The 19,294-nt window shown below is 59.2% G+C and carries 14 protein-coding genes and 3 rRNA genes (1 of these 17 running past the window's edge); 8 read left to right on the top strand and 9 right to left on the bottom strand.

Annotated elements, in window-relative coordinates:
- From JV201_RS00605 to rrf (JV201_RS00615), 3 genes are all read left to right on the top strand, one after another.
- Positions 1-508: ribosomal RNA gene (locus JV201_RS00605) — 23S ribosomal RNA — on the top strand (it extends 2,382 nt beyond the left edge of the window).
- 153 nt (positions 509-661) lie between these two features.
- A 5S ribosomal RNA gene (rrf, locus tag JV201_RS00610) occupies positions 662-777 on the top strand.
- Between the two features lie 109 nt (positions 778-886).
- Positions 887-1,002: ribosomal RNA gene (gene rrf, locus JV201_RS00615) — 5S ribosomal RNA — on the top strand.
- Positions 1,003-1,080: 78 nt separating this feature from the next.
- On the opposite strand, the gene JV201_RS00620 is transcribed toward rrf (JV201_RS00615), so the two are convergent.
- From JV201_RS00620 to JV201_RS00635, 4 genes are all read right to left on the bottom strand, one after another.
- Entirely contained in the window at positions 1,081-2,256 is a 1,176-nt protein-coding gene (locus JV201_RS00620) for a PepSY domain-containing protein (protein WP_219406364.1), read from the bottom strand.
- 71 nt (positions 2,257-2,327) lie between these two features.
- A complete protein-coding gene (locus JV201_RS00625; protein ID WP_219406365.1) occupies positions 2,328-4,820 on the bottom strand; it encodes a TonB-dependent siderophore receptor in 2,493 nt (830 codons plus the stop codon).
- Positions 4,821-4,925: 105 nt separating this feature from the next.
- Positions 4,926-5,909, bottom strand: coding sequence for a FecR domain-containing protein (locus JV201_RS00630; RefSeq protein WP_003218246.1), 984 nt, complete (start codon positions 5,907-5,909; stop codon positions 4,926-4,928).
- Positions 5,906-6,406 (bottom strand): sigma-70 family RNA polymerase sigma factor, encoded by a 501-nt coding sequence (locus JV201_RS00635; protein ID WP_008433614.1) that lies wholly within the window; start codon positions 6,404-6,406, stop codon positions 5,906-5,908. The genes JV201_RS00630 and JV201_RS00635 overlap by 4 nt, the downstream gene beginning before the upstream one ends.
- Before the next feature lie 279 nt (positions 6,407-6,685).
- On the opposite strand from JV201_RS00635, the gene JV201_RS00640 reads away from it, so the two are divergent.
- On the top strand, positions 6,686-8,566 hold the full coding sequence (locus tag JV201_RS00640) for a methyl-accepting chemotaxis protein (protein ID WP_219406366.1): 1,881 nt from the start codon (positions 6,686-6,688) through the stop codon (positions 8,564-8,566).
- A 42-nt stretch (positions 8,567-8,608) separates the two neighbouring features.
- On the opposite strand, the gene JV201_RS00645 is transcribed toward JV201_RS00640, so the two are convergent.
- From JV201_RS00645 to JV201_RS00665, 5 genes are all read right to left on the bottom strand, one after another.
- On the bottom strand, positions 8,609-9,058 hold the full coding sequence (locus JV201_RS00645) for an SRPBCC family protein (protein WP_219406367.1): 450 nt from the start codon (positions 9,056-9,058) through the stop codon (positions 8,609-8,611).
- A gap of 27 nt (positions 9,059-9,085) precedes the next feature.
- Positions 9,086-12,466, bottom strand: a complete 3,381-nt coding sequence (locus tag JV201_RS00650; protein ID WP_219406368.1) for an amino acid adenylation domain-containing protein — start codon at positions 12,464-12,466, stop codon at positions 9,086-9,088.
- Entirely contained in the window at positions 12,463-13,410 is a 948-nt protein-coding gene (locus tag JV201_RS00655; RefSeq protein ID WP_219406369.1) for a diiron oxygenase, read from the bottom strand. The genes JV201_RS00650 and JV201_RS00655 overlap by 4 nt, the downstream gene beginning before the upstream one ends.
- Positions 13,407-14,171: a DUF3050 domain-containing protein gene (locus JV201_RS00660; RefSeq protein WP_102605413.1), complete on the bottom strand. Its 765-nt coding sequence runs from the start codon at positions 14,169-14,171 to the stop codon at positions 13,407-13,409. The genes JV201_RS00655 and JV201_RS00660 overlap by 4 nt, the downstream gene beginning before the upstream one ends.
- Before the next feature lie 452 nt (positions 14,172-14,623).
- Positions 14,624-15,334, bottom strand: coding sequence for a GntR family transcriptional regulator (locus tag JV201_RS00665; protein ID WP_008433627.1), 711 nt, complete (start codon positions 15,332-15,334; stop codon positions 14,624-14,626).
- A gap of 298 nt (positions 15,335-15,632) precedes the next feature.
- Here JV201_RS00665 and JV201_RS00670 point away from each other — a divergent pair, with 298 nt between their 5' ends.
- Genes JV201_RS00670 through JV201_RS00685 form a run of 4 tightly spaced genes read left to right on the top strand, consistent with a single transcriptional unit; the run spans position 15,633 to position 19,280 of the window.
- Positions 15,633-16,526, top strand: a complete 894-nt coding sequence (locus JV201_RS00670) for a TauD/TfdA family dioxygenase (RefSeq protein WP_134325513.1) — start codon at positions 15,633-15,635, stop codon at positions 16,524-16,526.
- A 14-nt stretch (positions 16,527-16,540) separates the two neighbouring features.
- Entirely contained in the window at positions 16,541-17,566 is a 1,026-nt protein-coding gene (locus JV201_RS00675; RefSeq protein ID WP_003218229.1) for an ABC transporter substrate-binding protein, read from the top strand.
- Position 17,567: 1 nt separating this feature from the next.
- Positions 17,568-18,419, top strand: a complete 852-nt coding sequence (locus JV201_RS00680; protein ID WP_219406370.1) for an ABC transporter ATP-binding protein — start codon at positions 17,568-17,570, stop codon at positions 18,417-18,419.
- Positions 18,420-18,431: 12 nt separating this feature from the next.
- Positions 18,432-19,280, top strand: a complete 849-nt coding sequence (locus JV201_RS00685) for an ABC transporter permease (RefSeq protein WP_003218225.1) — start codon at positions 18,432-18,434, stop codon at positions 19,278-19,280.
- The last annotated feature ends 14 nt before the right edge of the window (positions 19,281-19,294 follow it).

A 19,294-nucleotide genomic window follows, 5' to 3' on the forward strand; every position in this document is an offset into this window, starting at 1 on the left:
GGTGGTTCTGTATGGAAGGGCCATCGCTCAACGGATAAAAGGTACTCCGGGGATAACAGGCTGATACCGCCCAAGAGTTCATATCGACGGCGGTGTTTGGCACCTCGATGTCGGCTCATCACATCCTGGGGCTGAAGCCGGTCCCAAGGGTATGGCTGTTCGCCATTTAAAGTGGTACGCGAGCTGGGTTTAGAACGTCGTGAGACAGTTCGGTCCCTATCTGCCGTGGACGTTTGAGATTTGAGAGGGCTGCTCCTAGTACGAGAGGACCGGAGTGGACGAACCTCTGGTGTTCCGGTTGTCACGCCAGTGGCATTGCCGGGTAGCTATGTTCGGAATAGATAACCGCTGAAAGCATCTAAGCGGGAAACTAGCCTCAAGATGAGATCTCACTGGAACCTTGAGTTCCCTGAAGGGCCGTCGAAGACTACGACGTTGATAGGTTGGGTGTGTAAGCGCTGTGAGGCGTTGAGCTAACCAATACTAATTGCCCGTGAGGCTTGACCATATAACACCCAAGCAATTTGCGTCGAAGAGACCAGATTGCGGTGTGTGAAGACGAAACGAACCGAAAGTTCGAGATCTTGCAAAACACCGAAAGCTATCACATACCCAATTTGCTGAAGCGAGGCCAGCTGGCCGCGACTCAGTACCCGAATTTCTTGACGACCATAGAGCATTGGAACCACCTGATCCCATCCCGAACTCAGCAGTGAAACGATGCATCGCCGATGGTAGTGTGGGGTTTCCCCATGTGAGAGTAGGTCATCGTCAAGATTAAATTCCAGAACCCCTGATTGCTTATGCAGTCAGGGGTTTTGTTTATGTAGAAGTCCATGATTTTCACCGGCACGTTGCGAACGCAACGGTCTGGTACACAGAATTTCTTGACGACCATAGAGCATTGGAACCACCTGATCCCATCCCGAACTCAGCAGTGAAACGATGCATCGCCGATGGTAGTGTGGGGTTTCCCCATGTGAGAGTAGGTCATCGTCAAGATTGAATTCCGAAACCCCTGTCTGCTAGCGCAGACAGGGGTTTTGTCGTTTAAGGGCTGGGCAAACAACTAGAATCGACTCACCCTTTGCGTGCCTTACTGCTTCGCCTGGCTATTAACTTGCGCCACCATATATAGATCCCGGTAGCAGACAACATCGCGATCACAGCTCCCAGCAGCGCAATCAGCACCTGACCCGCCACCCCGATGATCCTGCCCCCATGGATCGGCAGTTGCAGCCGATAAAAGCGCTCTCCCAACGTACCTTGCCCTGCTATTTCCTGCCCCAGTAAACGCCCATCCGTCCCGTGGAAAAACAACCAGGATTTCCCATGGGCCTCGGTATCATGTTGTCCAAAACCCGCCCCATAAAAGTTGTACTCAAAGCTGTAGTAAAGCTCTCCAATCGCCGCCGTCAGTCCCAGCCGCTTGCCTTCCTCCAGCGCCCGCTCATAGGCCTGTTGATAACTCAGTTGTGTCACGCCCAATTGCTCGGCGGGTAACCCGTCACGGGCCTCATAGACGCTAGGCTCAACCGGTGAGAACAGCGAGACAGCAGGCTTGAACACCTGGCTCGGCAAATTCATCGCGACGCTGCTGACTGCAATCGGCAGCAACAACAGCCAAAGCCATAACCCGCCTGCACGATGCAGGTCGAAGTTCAGCCGGTAAGCGTGGCCGCCCTTGATCTTCCACGCCGTGGACCACTTCTTCCAGAACGGTTTACCTCTCGGCAGGGTCAGCCACAGCGCGATAAAACAATCGAACACCCATGCGATCGCCACCAGTCCCATCAGCCACAAACCCCAATTACCCGGCAGTGTCAGGTTGTAGTGAAATTCCAGAATGAACGGAATGAAGTTCTCGCGCTGAAAGCAGCAAGCCCCCCAAACACGCCGGCCCATTTCTTCGCCGCTGACCGGATCCAGGTAAAAGACCTGGTTGGGCTCCTCAAAGGGTTTGCCCGTCGCCGGATCGTTTCTCGCAACTGCCGCCAGCATCGCGGTATGACCGGCCTCTTGTGGATACTCCATGTACCAGACTTGCAGTTTGGGATGCTGCCCCTGCAACGTGTCCACCAGTTCACCTGGCGGCAATGCCGAACCTTTGGCCGTTGCTCCATAAAAGCCGGGATTGAGCCATTCATCCAACTCATGGTTAAACGCCAGAAGGCTGCCCGTGAGTCCCGCCATCATCAGAAACAACGCCGTTGCCAACCCGATGTAGCGATGAAGTAAAACCAGCAATGCGCGCATAAAAATTTCCTGCAAAGACGACAAAGCCAGCGCCTGGAATCAGGAACTGGCTTTGTATGAATCGAGAGGGATCAGAACTGGTAGCTCACCGTCGCACTGACGTTGCGCTCTTCACCCAGGTAGCAGAAGTTCAAACTGGCACACGACGCCACGTAAGACTCGTTCGTCAGGTTGTTGGCATTCAGGCGTACATCCACACCCTTCAGTCCAACCTTGCCAAGGTCATAACCCATCGAGGCGTCAAACAGCGTGTAGGCGGGCACCTTCATGGTGTTCTCCGCATCTGCCCAGCTGTAGCCGACATAACGAACACCACCACCGAGTCGCAGGCCATCCAGTGCGCCGCTATCGAACTTGTAGTCAGCCCATACCGACGCCATATGACGCGGCGCCTGCGTCGGCGAGTTCCCCTTGTTCTCGATCACGTTGTCTGCGGTACTCAGCGTGCTGACCATCGACTTCGAATACTCGATATCGGTGAAGGTATAGCTGCCCAACAATTTGAGATGGTCGGTCAACTGCATATGCGCCTCCAGCTCCAGGCCCTGGGAGCGCACAGCGCCGACCGCGCGATAGAAGTTTTCCTGCGGCAGTTTGGTCGCCAGGTTTTCCTGGTCGATTCGGAACAGCGAGGCCGTGAACAAATTGTCGGTACCCGGCGGCTGATACTTCAAGCCGACTTCCCACTGGGTGCCGTCGGTAGGTGCAAGGGGATTGCCGGCACTGTCCGAATAGGAGTTCGGGTTGAAGGATTCGGAATAGCTGACGTAGGGCGCGAGACCGTTATCGAACAAGTAGAGCGCTCCGGCCCGGCCGGTCAGTTTGGTACGTTTATCACTGATCTCTGTGCCCAGCGGTCGTCCCGCTTCTGCAATGCGATTTTCATCGGAGGTCTCAACCCAGTCCTGGCGCAGCCCGAGGGAGAACCGCCACTTGTCCATCTCAATCAGGTCTTGCAGGTAAACGCCGGTCTGCTCGAGCCGGCGCAGATAACTGGTTGGGCTGTAATAGCTGATCTCGGAATTGCCATACACCGGGTTGAACGCATTGATTGGCGCAAGAGAGCCGCTGCTCCAGTCCACGACGGTTTTGCGCCGCTGATAGTCCGCCCCCATCAACACCGTATGCTTGGTCGCGCCGGTAAAAAATTCAGCCTGCAGCATGTTGTCGATGATGAACGCATGCAGCTTTTCGTCACCGCCTGAGTAGTAGCGATTCAGCTCATTACTGGTGGGCGTAGTCCAGCCATAGGCATACACCTGGTCCAGCTGGACCTTGGAGTCCAGATACCGAAAGTTCTGCCGCGCCGTGAAAACATCATTGAAGCGATGCTCGAACTGATAGCCGAACGACTGTTGATCACGCTTGTACCCATCAATGCCCGGCTCGCCTTCGAAGAAGTGATTGGAGATCCGCTGGCCGTTGCGCTGGTGCAACGCGCCATCTGCCGGCATGCCTCCGTGGTAGCCACCGTCGGGGTCATGCTGCAGGTAAGCCTGGAGTGTGAGGGACGTGTCATCGGTAAAGTCGATGCTCAAGGTGGGTGCCAGCGCGTAGCGTTTTTCCTTGGCATGGTCGAATTGCGTGTCGGACTTGTCTGCAAGACCGGTCAGTCGGTAAGCAATGCGCTTGTCGTCATCCACCGGGCCGCTGAAGTCGAAACCCATGCCTCGCTGCCCTTGGGAACCTATCGTGGCCTGGACCTGATGGTATGGCTCAAACAATGGCTTCTTGCTGGTCAACGCCACCAGCCCACCCGGCGAGCTGCGCCCGTAGAGCACCGATGACGGTCCTTTGAGGATATCTACGCGCTCGAGGAAATACGGGTCCACCTGCATGGTGCTGTAGGTTCCGCTGTCACCCATGGATTTCAAACCGTCCAGGTAGATGTTATCCACCGAACCGTCGTTGAAACCACGCATCGCCACATAGTCATAGCGGTGAGTGGCGCCATAAGGGTTGGTCAGCACGCCAGGGGTGTAACGCATGGCTTGGGCAACGGTTTGCGAGCCTTGGTCGTCCATCTGCTCGCGGGTCACCACTGAAACCGTCTGAGACGTTTCCAGCAGCGCGGTACTGGTCTTGGTGGCGATCTGGCTGTGGGTCGCGTTGTAGCCTTCCATGCTGCCCAGGGCATTACCCAGGGCGAAGCCTTTGATGTCGGTGGTCGGCAAGGTCAGCGCCTCGCTCTCGGGCTGGACCTGCAACACGAAACTCACGTCGTCCTGCGCCTGCGCCTGCAAGACTGAGCCGTTGAGCAATTGGCTCAGGCCCTGTTCGGCCGAGTACTCCCCGTGCAGCCCGGGAGACTGGCGGCCCTGAGTCTGCGCAGGCGTGCTGGAAAGGGTGATGCCTGCCTGACGGGCAAACTGATTGAGCACATCGCTCAGCGCGCCTGCCGGGATGTCATAGCGCTGGCTGATACGTTCGACCCCGCTATCAGCCGCGACACCGGCCACTGGCAGCAAGCCGATGCCCATCGTGGTCGACAGCAATGCTGCGCGTACGGCTTTGCCGAGCAAAGGGTAGGAAGAGGGAGAGTTGCTGAAAAAACGCACAGTCATTATCGAGATCCGTAGAGGTCGCTGAAGGCAGATTGAATTGCTTACTGTCTAAGCCGGACTCACGGAAAAAAGCCGCCAAAAATAAATCAGACACGCCAAAAATAATCAGGCCTGACGCTCCAGGCTCACCCACCAGCGCGTGCGATAGCGCAGGCGCACAGGCAGCGTCTGCGGAAGGATCGCCAATAGTTTCTCGGTGTCCTCCAGGCGAAAAACACCAGACAAGCGCAAATCTGCGATATCGCTCGAGCAGCCCAGATAACCATGGCGATAGCGCCCCACCTCCGCCAGGAAATCGGCAAGACGCATGTTGCGGGTGACGATCAATCCGTCGGCCCAGGCCCCTGTATCCATATCCGAAGGCGGTGCCAGAGCGGCCGCATTCTGACGCACCAGGTAGCTTTCTCCTGCATGCACTTGAGTGAAAAGCCCGTCGGCGGTATGCGGTGAATGAATCGCCACGTTGCCTGACGCGACGCTCAGGCGTGTGCAATCGCTGTCCTGGCGCACCACAAATCGCCCGTCGATACCTTCGAACAAACCATGGCGGGTGCGAACCAGCAGGGGGGCGGTCGCCGCGGCGCCGCAGGTCACCAGGATTTCCCCACGCACCAATGTGATCAAGCGTTGTTGCGGGTTGAAGTCGAGGTCCACTGCGCTATCGGTATTGAGCTGCAGGCGCGTGCCATCCGGTAGTTGCACGCTACGGCGTTCGCCAGTGGTGGTAGCCAGGTCAGAGGTCCAACGCTGCCAGCCGGTGAGGTCTCGGCTGACCCAGGCCGCCGAACCCATCAACAGCACGCCGGACAATACCTTCAATGCCTGCCGGCGCCCAAGGCGCTGGGCACTGTTCTCCAGCGCCACATGAGCCCCGGGAATCGCCGCCAACTGGCTGCTTAATTCATGCTGCAGTGCCTGCACGCGTTGCCAGGCCAACTCGTGTTCATGATGAGCCTCGCGCCAGTGCTCGCACTGCGCCTTCAGGCGGACATTGGCGCGATTGTTACGCAGGCGCAGCATCCAGCTGATGGCCTGCTTGACCACCTGCGGGTCGATTCCTGCGCGCGCTGTGTTATCCATCGAGGTCATGCCTCATACCGCAGCACATAACAGTGATAAAGCGCCTCGGCGACATAGCGTTCCACCGAACGCAGTGATACACCCATCTGCTGCGCAATCTGCTTGTAAGTCAGGCCGTCGCATTGAGCCAGTAGAAACGCCTTGCGTACCTTGGGCTTGAGTCCGTCCAGAAGCCGGGCGATGGACTCCAGCAATTCCAGAATCAGCGCACGTTCTTCAGCACTCGGCGCCAAGGCTTCGGGCAAATGCGCGATGGACTCCAGGTAGGCGCGCTCGATTTCTTCGCGACGCCAATGATCGATCACCAGGCCCCGCGCGATAGTGCGCAGGAAAGCGCGAGGGGCCTTGAGTTCGAAACGTTCGGTTTTTTGCAGCAGCCGCACGAACGTGTCCTGGGCCAGGTCCGCCGCATCCGCTGCGTTACCCAGACGGCTGCGCAGCCAAGTGTTCAGCCAGCCATGATGGTTGCTGTAAAGCGTCTGTACTGCGTACTCGGATGAGGGCATTCACACGGCCTGGCAAAGCGTCACAAATGATAATTACTCGCATTGTCGACAAGCCTGAAAAATTTTGCAACTCCTGACGTTAGAGCGCTACCACTGGTCGGTTTCTGACATTAAAAGCAGATGCTTCTCACAAATTCCTAAGATTTATCCTGCCTTGGCCGAAAGCCTGACGAGCCATGCGTGCACCGAAATAGAGCAGTCGCAGAGTCTGCCTATACCGTTACATGGAATGTTGCATCCGGCACGCTCACCCCCTTTTGGCAAAAAGAAGTCAATGAAATGAATCTCAAGTTCAGTCATAAAATTCTGTTGGCCGCGTCAGGCGTAGTGGTTCTGGCCTTCGCGTTATTCACGTTCTACAACGACTACTTGCAGCGCAATACCATCCGGCAAAACCTGGAGTCGTCCATTCAGCAATCCGGTGAACTCACCGCCAGCAGCGTGCAGAATTGGCTCAGCGGGCGGGTGCTGGTACTGGAAAGCCTCGCGCAAAACGTGGCCCATCAAGGCAGCTCTGCCGATCTTCCGGGGTTGGTCGACCAGTCGGCATTTACCTCCAACTTCCAGTTCACCTACGTCGGTTCCACCAACGGCGTGTTCACCCAGCGTCCCGACGCCAAAATGCCCGATGGCTACGATCCGCGTCAGCGTCCCTGGTACAAGCAAGCTGTCGCAGCCGACAAGACCATGCTTACACCGCCCTACATGGCTGCGGTAGGCGGGCTGATCGTGACCATCGCGATGCCGGTGAAAAAGAATGGCGAACTGCTTGGCGTGGTCGGCGGTGACCTGAGCCTGCAAACCCTGGTGAAGATCATCAACTCGGTGGATTTCGGTGGCATCGGCCATGCATTCCTGGTCAGCGGTGATGGTCAGGTGATCGTCAGCCCGGACCAGGACCAGGTGATGAAGAACCTCAAGGACATCTATCCCGGCACTAACGTGCGCATCGAGAAGCTCAGCCAGGAAGTGGTCTTGAATGGCCAGGAACGGATTTTGTCCTTCACCCCGATCAGCGGGTTGCCGAATGCCGACTGGTACATCGGCCTGTCGATCGACAAAGACAAAGCCTACGCACCGCTGGGTCAGTTCCGCACCTCGGCATTGATCGCCATGTTCATTGCGGTTGCCGCCATTGCCGTGTTCCTGAGCGTCCTGATCCAGGTCTTGATGCGCCCGCTGACCACCATGGGCCGCGCCATGCAGGACATCGCCCAGGGCGAGGGTGACCTGACCCGCCGCCTGACAGTGGAAAGCAAGGACGAGTTCGGTGACTTGGGCAGTGCCTTCAACCAATTCGTCGAGCGTATTCACGCGTCGATTTCCGAAGTTTCCTCGGCGACGCGCCAGGTGCACGACCTGTCCCAGCGAGTAATGGCCTCGTCCAATGCGTCGATCATCGGTTCCGACGAACAAAGCGCGCGCACCAACAGCGTGGCCGCAGCGATCAACGAACTGGGGGCCGCCACGCAGGAAATCGCGCGCAACGCCGCTGATGCTTCGCAACACGCCAGCGGTGCCAGTGAGCAGGCCGATGATGGGCGCAAGGTGGTTGAGAAAACCATCCTGGCGATGTCGGAGCTTTCGCAAAAAATCAGCCTGTCCTGCACGCAGATTGAAACCCTGAACGCCAGCACCGACAACATCGGCCACATCCTGGACGTGATCAAAGGCATCTCCCAGCAAACCAACCTGTTGGCCCTCAACGCCGCGATTGAAGCGGCACGTGCCGGTGAGGCCGGTCGTGGGTTTGCCGTGGTGGCGGATGAAGTACGCAACCTGGCGCACCGCACCCAGGAATCGGCAGAAGAGATCCACAAAATGATCACCTCGCTGCAGATTGGCTCGCGTGAGGCCGTGACCACGATGAACGCCAGCCAGACCTCGAGTGAAGAAAGCGTCGAGGTCGCCAACCAGGCCGGTGAGCGCCTGGTCAGCGTGACGCAGCGGATCGTCGAGATCGACGGGATGAACCAGTCGGTAGCGGCCGCCACCGAGGAACAGACCGCCGTGGTGGAAACTCTCAACGTCGACATCAACCAGATCAACCTGCTGAACCAGCAGGGCGTGGCCAACCTCAACGAAACCTTGAAGGATTGCGACGCCTTGTCTCAACAGGCCAACCGCCTGAAGCAGTTGGTCGACAGTTTCAAAATCTGATCGATGAACACACAGGAGCGAGCCTGCTCGCTCCTGTCTCCTTTAGTCAAACATCGCTCGCACATTCGCCAGCGCACCGTCGGCGAATGCCTGCACAAACGGCTCAAATCCCTCCGCGCCAGGTTCAACCGGCTCGGCGATGATCGTCCAGGTCACCCGTGAGGATCCTGCTCCCAACGGTTCGACATCCATGGCGGCCCACAACCGTGCTACGCCCAAGGTGTTGTAGATCGTGGTCCAGGTCATGCGCATGGCCTGCTCGTCGCGGCTGTTGAGTTGCTCCACCACCAGGTGTCCATCGTGGAAGAACTTCTTGCGCAGCGATCCCGCGCCCGCACCAGTGATTTCGATGTGGGACAAGGCGGGGATGAATCGATCAAATCCGCCAAAGTCACCGACCACCGCCCACGCACTGGCGGCGTCACAGGCAACCACAACTGAGGACACCACAGGTTTGCCGCAAGGGTTGCGAATCAACGTATCGGGTTTCATAAGGTCTTCCTTCAATTGAGAGCCTGGTCACAGGAAACCGGTGCTGCGCAGGTACTCGCAGCCCTTGCGTAACAGCGCCGGATTTTTTTCGGGGTAGCGTCCGCCCATCTGCTCGACGCCGCGTCGTGCGTTGTCATGGCGGATCATCGAGGTATCGCCGATGTCCTCGCCCACCCCGTTGAGGTAGAAGCCCAGTACGCCGAACAGCGCATTGCGGCTGTCCACTGTGTGCAGGTGACGTTGCCAGTGAGCCACGCTCACCAGCTCGAATGCGTGGCCTGCCTGGCGAAAGGCGTCGACGTAGGTTTCCCAGCTCAGGGGCTGCGGGTTATGCAGGTTGAACACCGTCCCTCCAGCACGGCAGCGGCTGCTGTGGAACGCAATAAACCGGGCGAGAAAGTCCACCGGCATCAGGTCGAAATTCAACTCAAGGTGCGGCACCAGGCCCAGTTGGAGTGAACCTTTGAGCATCAACATCAGGCGATTCTTCTGTGGCTCGCAGACTCCGCTGCGGCTGTTGAAGCTGATGTTCCCCGGGCGATGGATATTGACCCAGGCACCTTGCGCTGCGGCGCGTCCCAGCAAGCGTTCGGCAACCCATTTGGACAGGTTGTAGCCATTCTGGATGTAGAGCGGCGGGGTGGCCGCGGCGGGGTTTTCGAGTACCTGGCCATGTGCGTCGATAGTGCTGGCGGCCGACAGCGTCGAGATAAAATTGAAGACCTTCTTGCACCGGGTTTCACACAGGCGCAGGCATTCCAGCACCGGTTCGACGTTGTCCTTGGCCAGGGTGGCGTAATCCATCACATGATTGACGTGGGCGGCGTTGTGCACCAACACGCCGAACTCCCCGGCGAGGTAGTCATACACCTCACTCGACAGGCCAAGACGCGGCTGGCTGATGTCGGCGGCATACACCTGCACCCGGCTCAGGTCCAGGTGTTCCAGACGGTACTCTCGCAGGGCCTCGGCAAACCTCGCGGTCGCCGAATGTCCGGGCCGTTCGCGCACCAGGCACGCCACTTCAAGTGCACCCTCGGCCAACAGTGCCTCGACGATATGCACCCCGAGAAAACTGTTGGCCCCGGTCACGATCACCCGGCGACGTTCGCCCGCCTGTTCAGCCGGCAATGTCTGCACATGCAGCTCACGCAGCGCATCCCGAGTAGCCTGGCCGGTCGGTGCTTCGGGTGGTGCGTCGTCCCCCATCAGCGTAGCGAGGGTACGAACCGTGGGGGTTTCAAAAAACCGGCTTAGGGAGAGGCTGCGCCCGAACTGCTCGCGGATACGCAGCAGCATCGTCGACAGCAGGATGGAATGGCCGCCAAGATTGAAGAAGCTCTCGTCGGCCGACAGCTGCGTGACCGGCATGCCCAGCAACTCGCTCCACAGGTTGAGCAACTGCACTTGCATGGGCGTGTGCGGTTCGCCGTGAATGATGGCCGGCAGCGTTGGAGTCGGTAACGCCAGCAATGCCTGGCGGTCGACCTTTCCGTTGGGGGTGCACGGCATGCTCGCAAGTTCCGTGCACAGGGTTGGCCGCAAATAGTCCGGCAGTGTTTGCCGGGCATGCTGCGTCAGTGCAGGCAGGGCGTCTTGTGTTTCGGGCTGAGCAACAAAAGCCAGGATTCGCCGCTCACGGTCAATCACCACCGCCACTTGGCGAAACAGCTGACTGCTGCGCAGGCAATGTTCGATCTCTTGCGGTTCGACCCGGAACCCACGGATCTTCACCTGCTGATCCCGGCGCCCGACCAACTCGATGCCGGCAGCGGTCCACTTCGCCAGGTCGCCTGTGCGGTAGGCCCGCAAGGTCTGGCCGTCGGGCAACTCCAGGGGGACGAAATGCTCGGCGGTCTGACGCGGCTGGTTGAGGTAACCCAGGCTGACGCCGGGACCGACGATGTACAGTTCGCCCAACACCTGCTCATCCACCGGTTGCAGGTGCTCGTCGAGGATCAGTACCTGGCTGTTGGCGATGGGCGTGCCGAGGTTGCGATTGCTGTCGCCCGGCTGCAACGTGTGGCTGGTCACCAGCACGGTGGCTTCGGTGGGCCCGTAGAAATTGTGCAGGCGACACTGGCCTGCCAACTGCTCGATGACATAGGGCTCGCACACGTCGCCTCCGCTCATCAGGTGCGCCAGGCCCAGGGGTTGATCCAGCGGCAGGATGCTCAGCAGCGCCGGCGGCAGGAAGGCGTGGGTGACGCGCTGTTGTCGGATCAACTCCACCAGTTGCTGCGGGTCGCGTCGCTGGTCCTCACTGGGCACGATCAGCTCGGCGCCCGCGATCAGGCTCGGGAAGATATCGATCAGGGACGAGTCAAAACTCAAGGGCGAAAACTGCAAGACCCGGCTGTGTTCGCTCAGCTGCACATGACCCCCGAACCAGGCGCTGAAATGGGCCAGGTTGTGCTGGCTGAGCAGCACGCCCTTGGGTTGGCCGGTAGTGCCCGAGGTGTGGAGCACCATGCAAGGGTCGTCCATGGCGGGGCGCTGGGGCATTGGCAGCGAGGTGTCGGGAGTGTCGACGGCACTCACATCCAATGCACAAAACCCGTCCCGCAGTGGATGCTTGCCATCATCCAGCAGCACCGAGACGCCGGCGTTTTCCAGCATCGCTTGCTGGCGTTGCAGCGGGTGGCCCGGCTCCAGGGGCAGGTACACCGCACCGCAGGCGAGTACCGCGAGAATGCTGGCGTACAGCTCCAGGGATTTGTCCAGGCAGACGCCGATTACCGGCGGTGTGTCGTGGGGCCCAAGCAGAGGTCGCAGACGGTGCTGGATAGCCAGGCTCTGGCGATGCAACTGCCGGTAAGTCAGCCCGCTGCCGGCGATGTTCAACGCCGGCCGGTCGGCGAAGGTTTGCAGACTGTTTTCCAATCGTTCGATCAGGGGTACCTGGGCTAGCTGCTGCAGAACCAAATCGGCCGTCAGGTTAAAACGATGCAGGTACGCCAGGGATGCGAGCGCTTGCAGGCCGTGTTCCGGATCATCAGAGGCGACGGCCGCCTGCGAGAAATAGCCCGGGTCCCGGGAGAACCCACTCACCTGTTGGGCTACCCACTCCACCAGGCTGCTTACTGCGTGTTGACGCAGCCGTTGACCATTGCCACAGGCTTCTCCGGCAACCTCCAGGGTTGTCAGGAGTCGCCGTGAGTGGGCGTAACACCTGAGCTGCAGGGCCGGCAATCCACAGTCGGTCAACGCTCCCATACCCACGCGCAGGCTCATCAAGGCTGTGCACGTCACGCCGGGCGGAACCTCCTCGCTACCGTCATCAATCAGCAGGTCTAGGTGGGTGACATCCTGTGCTCGCACCACCCCATGACCGTATTGCGCCAATGTCTCACCCAGTTCATTCAGCGCCGCGCTGAAGCCCGCCAGCCCAATCTTCAGGTGCCTCATGGGTGCCCTCCTGGCGCCGCAAGAAAGGCATCCAGCGCCCGAACCACACTCGGCGTTTGCAGCAGGCCGCTGTGGTTCAGGAAGCCCATGATATTGCCGATCAACGGGTGCTGGCGGGTAATGGGAAAGCCCATCGCCTGCACTTCAGTGCGCAGCGCAGAGCGCGTGCCGTCACTGACATCCAGGTGCTCGATCAAGTGCAGGTCGAAATTTTTCTGCAGGTCGTGGGTCAGGTAATGCTGGAGAAAAACCGGCAGGATCCGGGCGATACAGTCGCGGTCCGCGGCGTCTGCAGACTGCCAATAAATACGCACCAGGCGCGTCCAGAAAAGCGCGTGGCGGCCCTCGTCAAACAAGTGGTCGGCCATCAACCCACGGATGGATTGCTTGACACTGTCGTCCTTGGAAAACGCTGCCACGTCATGGGTCACGGTGTTCTCGGCGATGGCCACGGCAATCAGTTCCACGGCATCGCGCAGGTGTTCGGGCGCCAGCGCCAGTGCGGCAGGCAAGGCGCGGCTCAGCTCGATTTGCGCGGGTAGTTCAAGGGGTGGGATCCCGGTCATCTCGATGGTCTGTTGCATGAAATCGAGGGCGACGAGGGCGTGGTAATCCTCGTCTACCACCACGGTCATGGCGTCGTAGCGACAGGCAAGCGGGAAGGGCACCGAAAAGCGATTCTTGGCGATGCTGCGGGCGGTCTTGTCGACGATCTCGGTTTCAAAGATCACCACGTCGTTGATGAACTTGTAGAACGTCTGCAGCAAGACAAAATCACGGCACTGCGGGCATTGGTCGATAAAGGTCGCGCTCAGCACCAGGGGCTGTCGGCTCAGGGGGTAGATCAGTTTCTGATCGTTTTCCAGCCGCCGCCGCGGGCGTGTGCGGATGGTCGCGCGGCGCTCCCAGTCGTCGGCAAATGAGCGGTAGTCGGCAGGGTTCATGCGCTCATCTCCGGCAGGCACCTATGCAACCCATCCCATAAGGCCAGGCGGCTTTCCACGGCGCCGAGGGCGCAACTGTCGGCTTGCTGCTCGCGGCTTGGGTCGCCGAGGGTAAGGCGTTGCAGCAATTGCGTTGCCGCCGGGCCATGCTCCTGGGCGTCGATCTCCATGTGGCGCTTGAGGTAGTAGCAGAAGGTGGGCGCCTGGCGATGGAGCACCTCGCACTCCTCCAGGATGCGCTTGAACATCGCCGGGATGACGCTCTCGCGCCCGTGGAGAAAGGCAGCCGCCACGCAGTGCGTCGGGGCGTCCAGGGCAACCTGCAGGGTACTTCTGACGAACCGGGCCACGGACGGGTGGATATCGATTTTTTGCAGGGCCGTTTCTGCATCGTTGCCGTCACGCTGCAGGCTGACGAACCGCTCGATGTTCGCCGTGCTCGCGCCGACTTCACGCATGGCTTCCAGGTACAACTCGAAGTGGCTGCCGTGCCCATGGCCGGGATACGCGTCCGACTCTTCGCCCAATACGATCTCATTGATCAGGCGAGCCGCTTGCGGGTCCGTTGGCGGTAACCAGGGCAGGCGCATACCGGTGAGGTCATGTTGCAGGCGTTTGGTGAGTGTCATGAAGTCCCACACGGCGAATACGTGGTTTTCCATAAAGTACTGCAACTTTGGAAGGGTATTTATATATTTGAATATTGGATGGATATGTAACTTCTGCTTTTTTTGTTTAAGCAGGTGTGAGTGCTGGAACATGTTGATGCCTATAAGTCGTTGTCTCTTCCCTGATAAAAGCGTTGTGCTTTAGCGACAAATAAACATTGGTTTTCACGGATGCGCGGGTGCCTTGATAACAGGCAGCCCTGTACGAGGCTGACACTGTTACTGGCAAGCAGCATGCTGTGACAAAATACCAAGGCTTTATTTAAAGGAACGCCACGCGCAGTGACGCACCGAGCATGGATTCACGCTGTCGATTGGGAGAATTGGAGTGTTGGTAATAATCTGATTAAGTATTCAGGTGTTTTTAGTTTTATAAGTTTTTCGAGTTGGAATATTGCGGTAGTTGGATCGCTCTGCGGAGTGTGTGAAGTTTTCTTTGGGCTTAATGGTTTAACGGGAGTAATGGTGGTGCACTGGCCTCCGTCGGCCAGCGTCACTTTGCAGCGCTTTGTGGTCGAGGGAGGCGTTTCAGTTCCACGCCGAATTTACAGCGCAGCGTTCTGTTCAGTCTCTTCAAGAGTTTTGAGGTAACCCGTAATCACCTCCATGCCGCGGGTAAGGTGGTTACGCAGGGTCAGGATGCTTTCGTCGACCTTCTTTTGCGCCACGAGGTCGAGCAGTTCGCGGTGATCTTCCTGGGACGTCTTGCCCAGGCCCATGGCCTCGAGGTTGAAGCGCAGGAAACGTTCCTCTTCGTTCAAGCCGTGTTCAACCAGCTTGAGCAACCGCTGATTGCCCGCCTTGCCATATAGCGCCATGTGGAACAGGCGGTTGAGGCGGCCGATTTCGGTGTAGTCGCTTTCCCGTTCCAGCGCGTCGATAAAGGCGCCAGCCTGGGCGATGTCATCGGGCGTGAGCAGGGGAATCGACAAGCGCAGCGCTTCGGATTCGAGGAGTATGCGCAGGGCGTAGGTTTCCGCCGAGTGGTCCTCGATCAGTGGCGCCACCACCGCGCCTTTGTGGGTGACCACATGCAGCAGCGATTGGGCTTCCAGTTGACGCAATGCCTCGCGCACCGGCATCCGGCTGACACCGAACAAGCTGGCCAGCTCCTGTTGACGCATGGCGGTGCCACAGGGCAAGCGGCCATCCAGGATGGCGTTGCGCAATGTTTCTTCAATCACGGAGCGGGCGAGATGGGCGGGGATAGGCCCGCTGATCTGGATGCTGCTCAAAGGGTTCGGCTTCTGCGTCACGACTACGCTATCCTCCTTTTCAAGGTGAGGTGGCTAATTGGATCCAATGCACACTAGAGATTGTCCACAAGCTTGTCAAACGGGCAAGGTTTCGGCTTGTAAGCGACTCAACAGCGTGTTCTTCGGGCCCACAGCTCCCATTTGTCAGGTCTTACAGGCTAAAGGTCCGTCGTGCACATTTTATTCCCGGGAGTCGGGCCAACAGCGGTATTGCTGCATATCGATATTCACTAACGGTATTTAAAATGCGGTTCTTATGACTATAAAGTCACTCTCCTGACTGCACGGGAGTGAACTCATGTCTGCCACCTCTACTGTTCCAACAGCGACCGACACCACACAAACTTTCGAGATCCGTCCATTTCCCGGCAGCGTCGGCGCCGAAATCATAGGCCTGGACCTGGCCCGCCCGGTCAGCGACCAGGACTTCGCACGCATTCACCGCGCGCATCTGGACCATCACGTCGTGGTCTTCCGCGACCAACGTATCACCCCCGAGCAACAGATCGCCTTCAGCCGCCGTTTCGGCGTGCTGCAAATCCATGTGCTCAAACAATTCCTGCTGGCCAACCACCCGGAAATCCTGATCGTCTCCAACATCATCGAAAACGGCCAATCCATCGGCCTGGGAGACGCGGGCAAGTTCTGGCACTCGGACCTCTCCTATAAGGAGCTGCCGAGCCTGGGCTCGATGCTCCATGCCCAGGAGCTGCCGTCCGAGGGTGGCGACACATTGTTCGCCGACATGCATAAAGCCTGGGACAACCTGCCCGAGCCCTTGCGCAAGGCGGTCGAAGGCCGCAGCGCCGCGCATTCCTACACCGCACGCTACAGCGAAACCAAATTCGAAGGCAATTGGCGCCCGACCCTCACGCCCGAGCAACTCGCTCAAGTGGCGGAAGTGGTACACCCGATTGTGCGCACCCACCCGGAAAACGGCCGCAAGGCGCTGTTCGTCAGCGAGGGCTTCACCACCCGTATCGTCGGCCTGCCTGAGGATGAAAGCCGCGACCTGCTGGCCCAGCTGTACGCCCACAGCGTGCTGCCGGAAAACATCTACCGCCATCAGTGGCAGCCCCACGACATGGTGTTCTGGGACAACCGCTCGCTGATCCACCTGGCGGCCGGCTGCCCCAGCCACCTGCGGCGCAAGCTGTACCGCACCACCATCCAGGGCGACGCGCCTTTCTGACCCGGAGCATGACCATGTCCAAGAAAACCCCATTTGCGCGCCTGGCCGCGACGGTCGGCCTGGGCGTCAGCCTGCTGGCCGGCAGTCTTGTGGCGCCTGCCGCCGCCCAGGCCGAAGGCGAGATTCGCATCGCCGAGCAGTTTGGCATCGTCTACCTGTTGCTCAACGTGGTGCGCGACCAGAACCTGATCGAAAAATACGGCAAGCAGGAAGGCATCGACATCAAGGTCGACTGGACACAATTGTCCGGCGGCGCAGCCGTCAATGATGCGCTGCTCTCCGGTTCCATCGACATCGCCGGGGCCGGCGTTGGCCCGCTGCTGACTATCTGGGACCGCACCCACGGCAAGCAAAACGTAAAAGCCGTCGCCTCCCTGGGCAACTTCCCCTACTACCTGGTGAGCAACAATCCCAAGGTCAAGACCATTGCCGACTTCACCGAAAAAGACCGCATTGCCGTACCGGCAGTGGGCGTGTCCGTGCAGTCGCGCTTCCTGCAATACGCCGCTGCCAAGCAGTGGGGTGACAAGGAGTTCAATCGACTCGACAAGTACACCGTCGCCGTCCCGCACCCGGATGCCACGGCTGCGCTGATTGCCGGTGGCACCGAGCTGACCGGGCACTTCTCCAACCCGCCGTTCCAGGAGCAGGCCCTGACCAACCCGAACGTGCATGTGGTGCTCAACTCCTATGACATCCTCGGGCCTAACTCGCCGACCGTGCTGTTCGCCACCGAGAAATTCCGCAACGACAACCCGAAAACCTACAAGGCGTTCGTCGAGGCACTGACCGAAGCGGCGCAGTTCGCCCAGAACGACAAAGGCGCCGCAGCCGATACCTACATCCGCGTGACCAAGGCCAAGATCGACCGCGCCGAGCTGCTGAAAATCATCGAAAACCCGCAGTTCGAATTCAGCGTCACACCGAAAAACACCTACCCGCTGGCGGAATTCCTCTACCGCGTCGGCGCGATCAAAAACAAACCCGAATCGTGGAAGGATTACTTCTTCCAGGACGCCAAGCCGCTGCAAGGGAGCTGACATGAACGCGCCCTTGCAAGGCCACACGGCCAGCAACCCGACCACCACCGAAGCACTGCTTTCGGTGGATAAAGTCAGCGTTGAATACCGCACGCCCGAACGGGTGGTGCGGGCCACTCACCAGGTCAGCTTCGCGATCGATCCGGCAGACCGCTTTGTATTGCTGGGGCCTTCGGGCTGCGGCAAATCCACACTGTTGAAATCCATCGCCGGCTTTATCAAGCCGTGTGAGGGCGAGATCCGTCTGCTCGGGCAAAAAGTCGAGCAGCCAGGGCCGGACCGTATCGTGGTGTTCCAGGAGTTCGACCAACTGCCGCCGTGGAAAACCGTCAAGCAGAACGTCATGTTCCCGCTGCTGGCGTCCAAAACCCTCAAGCGTCGCGAGGCCGAAGAGCGGGCGCTGTACTACCTGGAAAAAGTCGGCCTTACGGCCTTTGCCGATGCCTACCCGCACACCCTGTCCGGCGGCATGAAAGCCCGCGTGGCAATCGCCCGGGCGTTGGCCATGCAGCCGAAAATCCTGCTGATGGATGAACCCTTCGCCGCCCTCGACGCCCTGACCCGGCGCAAGATGCAGGAAGAACTATTGCTGCTCTGGGAAGAGGTGCGTTTCACCCTGCTGTTCGTCACCCACTCCATCGAGGAAGCGCTGGTGGTGGGCAACCGCATCCTGTTGCTGTCGCCGCACCCGGGGCGAGTGCGGGCGGAAATCCACAGCCATCAATACGACCTGCACAGCCTCGGCGGTGTGGAGTTCCAGGCTTCGGCGCGGCGCATTCATCGGCTGTTGTTTGATGAAGCGCCCGAGGTGGAAACCGAACTGGGTTTCGCCGATATCCGCATCGCTTATTGAAGGGTTTGCACCATGCGCCAGGAATATGAAATCACTCTCGAACCGTTGCCCGGTGTACGCGTAGAGCGCGAGTTGCCGTGGCGCCAGCGCCTGTGGCAACAAGGCTGGCTGCGTAAAAGCCTGATCCTGATCGTGCTTGCGATCCTCTGGGAAGCGGCTGCCCGTTATCAGAACAATGACCTGCTGCTGCCGAGCTTCCTGCAGACACTGAGCGCGTTCTACGACGGCATGGCCAGTGGCGAGTTGTTGAGCAAGGTCAGCATCTCGCTGGTGGTGCTGATCAAGGGTTACCTGATCGGCATTGTGCTGGCGTTTGCCCTGACCACGCTTGCGGTGTCGACCCAACTGGGGCGTGACCTGCTGAGCACCCTGACCTCGATGTTCAACCCGTTGCCGGCGATTGCCCTGCTGCCGCTGGCGCTGTTGTGGTTTGGCCTGGGGCAGAACAGCCTGATCTTCGTGCTGGTGCATTCAGTGTTGTGGGCGCTGGCGCTCAACACCTATTCAGGGTTCCTCGGTGTCTCCGAAACCCTGCGCATGGCCGGTCGAAATTATGGCCTCAAGGGTATGCGCTTCGTGTTGTTCATCCTGATCCCGGCTGCGCTGCCGTCGATTCTCGCCGGGCTGAAAATCGGTTGGGCATTCGCTTGGCGCACGTTGATCGCTGCCGAGTTGGTGTTCGGTGCTACCAGCGGCAAAGGCGGTTTGGGTTGGTACATCTTCCAGAACCGCAACGAGCTGTACACCGACAAAGTGTTTGCCGGCCTGGCGGTGGTGATCCTGATCGGGCTGCTGGTGGAGAACCTGGTGTTCGACACCCTGGAGCGGGTCACCGTGAAGCGCTGGGGCATGCAACGCTGACTGAAACCCAACCC

It is taken from the genome of Pseudomonas sp. Colony2 (assembly GCF_019382755.1).
Classification (GTDB): domain Bacteria; phylum Pseudomonadota; class Gammaproteobacteria; order Pseudomonadales; family Pseudomonadaceae; genus Aquipseudomonas.